This window comes from Vibrio sp. V43_P6S15P86 (assembly GCF_009904725.1).
Lineage (GTDB): Bacteria > Pseudomonadota > Gammaproteobacteria > Enterobacterales > Vibrionaceae > Vibrio > Vibrio diabolicus.
Window position 1 is genome coordinate 1 of sequence record NZ_WXWT01000035.1, and the last position, 5,163, is coordinate 5,163.

The following is a 5,163-nucleotide window of genomic DNA, read 5'->3' on the forward strand; positions in this document are numbered from 1 at the left end:
AACCAAACACAATAGGTTTCTCTTGATGCCGAATTCGCCCGTTTAAAAAGAGGTGAAAGCATAGTGAAGCCAACCGGGAGAATCAGAGGAAAGCTCATGAAATTTAGACATAAGGTTGTCACAGCCTCGTCATTTTTGCTGCTAATTACCGTGTCACTACTGTCGACGCAACAAGTTATGACGATCCGCTCCCAAACGCAGGAGCACATTGACTCGAGTGTGAACGAGATATTGACCAGTGTTGGCAATACCGTGCAATCAGAAATGAATGCTAAAAAGGATCTCGCTCGTTCTATTACTGAAGTTATCGAACTTAATCCAAGTTCACACAACTACGTTCAGAACATTCTTGAGCGACCAACACCAAAAGCCAGCTTTCTTGCGATTGGCTTTGGTTATGAAAGCAATGGCTTCGTGATTGAAAATGACGACGGCTGGGAAGCAGGACCAGACTACGATCCGCGTCAACGTCCTTGGTTCATCGCAGCTAAAAACAAAGGCGATTTGGTCGTAACAGACCCATACGTCGATGCGTCTTCAAAAAACGTCATCATCTCTGTTGGTACACCAGTAAAAGAAAACGGCCAGTTCTTAGCTGGTATGTTTTATGACCTCGAACTAACTACCCTTTCTGACCTCGTCAACCAAGTGAATCTGTTTGACGCTGGTTACTTATTTTTGGTCACCGCTGATGGGACAACCATTGCCCACCCTCAAAGTAAGTACAACGGTGAAAAAGTTGGTAGCTACCTACCACAGGTCGATCTTACACAATCAACGCAACACATTGAGATCGATGGCGATCGTTATATGATTAACTTGACTCACATCCCGGGCGAGAACTGGTACGTGGGTTCAGTTATTGATGAAGCTATCGCCTACTCTGCCGTAGGAGAGCTTCGTAACAGCGCTATTATTTATTCAATCATTGCTGTGATTGCTTCTGTTATTGCACTGACTCTGCTCATTCGCACACTCATGCGTCCGCTAGACACTTTAAACAACGCGATTAAAGATGTTGCGTCAGGGAAAGGCGATCTTACACAGCGCCTTGAAACTGATACTGACCAAGAATTCTCAGAGCTTGCTACAAACTTCAATACGTTCATGGAAAACTTGCAACAGCAAATTATTGAGTCGAAGAGTATTTCTGATCAAATTTTGAATGGCACTCAAATCACCGCTGAGGGTGCAAAAGATTCGGCTGGTGCTATTCAAACTCAGCTACAAGAGCTAGAACAATTAGCCACCGCGATGCACGAGATGTCTGTTACCGCGACTGAAGTTGCCAATAATGCGCAAGGCGCAGCAAGTGCAGCCAAAGAAGCTGATCAAGCAACGGTTGAGGGCTCTTCTGTGGTCGGTGAATCGACACAAACGATCAACATGCTTTCCGATAGCATTGACCTTGCTGTCGAAGAAGTGCAAGTGCTTGAATCTGCGACAGCTAACATCGAAACGATTCTAAAAGTCATCAACGATATTGCGGACCAAACAAACTTACTCGCGTTGAATGCCGCAATCGAGGCTGCACGTGCGGGAGAATCTGGCCGAGGCTTCGCCGTTGTTGCTGATGAAGTTCGTACACTGGCGCAACGAACCCAAGAATCAACAACAGAAATTCGTACTATGATTGAGCAGCTGCAATCTGGCGCATCATCTGTGGCAAATGCTATGCATCAAAGCAAGGGTAGCGCTGTAGAAGCCGTAGAAAAAGCAGACTTGGCAAACAACGCGCTACAACGTATTCGTGATGCGATTCAGCGTATTTCTGATATGAACTTACAAATCGCCTCAGCAGCGGAAGAGCAAAGCTTAGTTGCGGAAGAGATCAACAACAATACGGTGAATATTAAAGACCTATCGACTCAAGTCGCCGAATCTGCGAATCGAACTAACGATGCTATGCAAGCACAGCAAGAAGATGTGCATAAACAAGATCAAATATTAAACCGATTTACAGTCTAGTCTTCACCTAAACAAAAACAGCGAGCCAATGCTCGCTGTTTTTGTTTTTAGACCTCTATCGCAGTGGTATCTAGACTTAGAGCGACGATAGAAACGATCATCCACTTTTAAATAGGTGAAATCTCCAATCTTTATGTAGGTACTATTACGAGGAATTCGGTCGTGGTAGTAGTAACTGCGTCTTAGTCGTCGAGACTCCACATAAATAACGTCACGATGTTTATACTTATGCTTATGCTTATGCTTGTGCTTATGCTTATGCTTATGCTTGTGCTTGCGCTTGTGTTTATGATGGTGGTGATGCGCATGATGGTGATCGTACCGATGTCCATGCTTATGCTTCGGGTCAGCCACCGCTTCTGTACTCAACACACCTAAAGACAACATAACGCCGACCATGGCAAAAGATAATTGCTTTGACACAACAGAGCCTCTTATTCATATCAACATTGATATAATAGGAGGGTGAATCACTGTACATGTCAGCCTTTCGCTAAGGAGTTTTACTAAAAAGTCAGCGCTAACCGTGATTATCAGAGAAACGTCAAACATCACAAATGCTGATGACTTTGAGTGGCCTGGGTTCGGCTATGAATACAAAAAAGCCGCCCGTTTGAATACGAGCGGCTCAGTTTTTAAATAAGCTAGCGTGGTTTTATACTGCTTGGGCAAACAGCAAGAAACAGCCGAATAGGAAGATCATGCTCATTCCCATTGCGCCGCCACCAGCTTCATAAATATTGTCATCTTCTACCGACACTCGGCGCACTTTCATGGTCATTGATAATGGGACAAAGACCGCGAGAAACACAAGAATAATCCCCGCGTAGCTGAGAATAGCTAGGAAGTGTTCTGGCGCAAATACAGCACCTAATAGTGGTAGCACAAAAGTAGTAACAAAAATCACTGGCTTACTTGCTTTCAGTAGGTCTGCATTTTGATCGTATAGCGCCATTGCAACACCTAAGAACGACGTTAGCAGTGCCAAACCAGTAAACATGGATAGGATGAACTCTAAGCCCTCGTATTGCTGACCTAGTACCGAGATCAACTCTGTTACGTTGGAGTATTGAACAAGCTCATGAGGTGGTAGGTTGCCGACAACCGCTAACAACCATAACAGGTAACAAACAAGCGGAATAGTTGAACCCACGATAATCATATTACGCAGTTGTGTTTTACTCGCTTCTTTGTTGTAAGTTACAAGCGATGGGATCACGACCATAAAACCGAAACTGGTGAAAAGCACCGAACTGGTTTTGATAAGTGCCATTTTATCGTCGCTCACAACCTCATCAAGTCCCTCAAACGAGACGCTTGGTGCAAGCGCAAAAAGTGTCAGAATCAGCGCCACGATCATGCCTAGGAACAAACCGCGATTAAGCTTATCTACAACCCCTGTACCTGCCGAAACAATGATACCGACTAAAAGAGTAAAACCGACTTGGCTTGCGATCGTAGATGTTGGCAGCCCAATTGAGGCTGTTACTTTTTGTACGAGATCACCCGCACCAATGATATAAGCCATCAATAGACAAACTAACAGGGCGTAAAGCAAGCTGTTGGTTACCAACTGGCCACCTTTACCTAGCGTTTCGCGAGCAATTGCATTCATGCTCACGCCGCCGCCTACTTTGCAACTGGCCTCAAGAAGGAGCAGCGCAGCGTAAGTCGTCCCAGCCCAGATGAATAACATAAGAAGAGTGCCCCAGAGGAGGCCAAATTGAGCAAGCACCATTGGTATAGCAAGCATACCAGCGCCAAGAGCAGTACCTGCAACGATCAGGGAGCTGCCGACAAGTTTTAGGTTCACGGTTAATACCTCTAAATTCAATCCGTTTATTTCTCGCCAGTTGTGCTACATCCAAAGCACACCCAACAAAACGCTCTACTCAACCAAAATTTGGTTACAAGAACTCTATGTTACAAGAGCCCTGTATGGCTAAGAAAGCATGCAGCAAAAGGTGGTTAATTCAATTGCACATGAACACTTGAGAGTCGTTTTGGGCGATGTCATCGTTGATGAAATGCGCACAACTTTGGGTTCGAAGCAAAATTGTTCATCTTAATTCATCAACCCCATTCGTTGTGAATGGATTTGGTTCGAAAAGATTGTAAGGCATAAGCAGGACGATTGAAAAGCAAAAGGTCAATCTTATAGCGATATATTTTAACAACTCTCCTCATTCACCTAAGATGTGTCGTTATTTTCATCACTAATCAGTCTTTTATCGCCTAATGAGAGTAAGAACGTGCTCAACCGCTCAATTTTGGATTGGTGTACAAATTAGTTTACAGTTCAAGTGCAGGTGTTAGATTCCAGGGGCGTAGCCTAGATCGGACAATATCGCTATTATTCGCTGCGTACCGGCACTGTTCGGTTCACATACCTCTAAACACTGATTTACGGTTCGAAACTATAGGTAAATGAGTGTCCGAATGCTGGGTGTGGTTCCCCAGCATTTGCATCCTTTCTTTTAGGTGTTATCCAAACTGTCTAAATCTAAGCTAGCTTGCCCATTCTATTAATACGCTTTATCTAACGCTCCGATGATATAAGTTAATGCTGAAACGCCCATATCCGCGACCTGCTTCTCAGTCACACTCATATTTTCATACGCAATCTGCAACTCTACCTCACCTATCGATTCTTTATGAAGATAAAGCTCTTTGTAGTTCATCAACCTCTGTTGAGACTGTCGAGTCAGAGCGACAACATTTTCTTTAGTGACACGATGCTGCTCATTAAGCTCGCTAAATAATTGATCTAAAATGCGTTGCATTTTGCGAATTGAGGATTTTGTCTCTATTGATTTGTATGATTGATACTTTTCCATTGAGTTTATAACTGACTAAAATATGTACATTTTTATTAGATAGCTATTCTTATACTGATTGCAAAACAGGTAAATATGAGATGGTTAAACTGGTCCACTTCTTGCTTTATTTAGGTCAAAACTGTCCTTTCAGGAGAGCACATGCAGGTCGACCCTATTATTGAAGCACTGATTGCGAGAAGAAAAGCGAGTGGCCTCTCCCGTGAACAAATGGCAAACATCGCAGGGATGAGTGTGAAAACGTATCAACGGATAGAGCGTGGAGAATCCGACCTGAAACTTTCCCAATATCGCTCCATACTGCGCTCTCTGCATTTGACCGATCTCGACATCGCATTGGATATAAGAGGCGTTCAAC

5 protein-coding genes are annotated in these 5,163 nt (G+C 43.9%); 2 read left to right on the forward strand and 3 right to left on the reverse strand.

Annotation, left to right across the window (positions count from 1 at the left end):
- Positions 1-96: 96 nt before the first annotated feature.
- Positions 97-1,968 (forward strand): methyl-accepting chemotaxis protein, encoded by a 1,872-nt coding sequence (locus CAG69_RS01635; protein ID WP_046873719.1) that lies wholly within the window; start codon positions 97-99, stop codon positions 1,966-1,968.
- 3 nt (positions 1,969-1,971) lie between these two features.
- Here CAG69_RS01635 and CAG69_RS01640 read toward each other — a convergent pair whose 3' ends face one another.
- The 3 genes from CAG69_RS01640 to CAG69_RS01650 all read right to left on the reverse strand — a co-directional run bounded on the left by CAG69_RS01640 (position 1,972) and on the right by CAG69_RS01650 (position 4,805).
- The gene (locus CAG69_RS01640) at positions 1,972-2,391 is read right to left on the reverse strand and encodes a hypothetical protein (RefSeq protein WP_161442409.1); all 420 of its coding nucleotides are present in this window, start codon (positions 2,389-2,391) and stop codon (positions 1,972-1,974) included.
- 232 nt (positions 2,392-2,623) lie between these two features.
- Positions 2,624-3,781, reverse strand: a complete 1,158-nt coding sequence (locus tag CAG69_RS01645) for an aromatic amino acid transport family protein (protein ID WP_161442411.1) — start codon at positions 3,779-3,781, stop codon at positions 2,624-2,626.
- A 712-nt stretch (positions 3,782-4,493) separates the two neighbouring features.
- Positions 4,494-4,805 carry a hypothetical protein gene (locus tag CAG69_RS01650; protein ID WP_006742087.1) on the reverse strand — a complete coding sequence of 104 codons (312 nt, stop codon included), beginning with the start codon at positions 4,803-4,805 and terminating at the stop codon, positions 4,494-4,496.
- A gap of 141 nt (positions 4,806-4,946) precedes the next feature.
- Between CAG69_RS01650 and CAG69_RS01655 the strand changes: the two genes are divergently transcribed.
- On the forward strand, positions 4,947-5,163 hold a 217-nt coding region (locus CAG69_RS01655; RefSeq protein WP_161442413.1), incomplete at its 3' end, for a helix-turn-helix transcriptional regulator.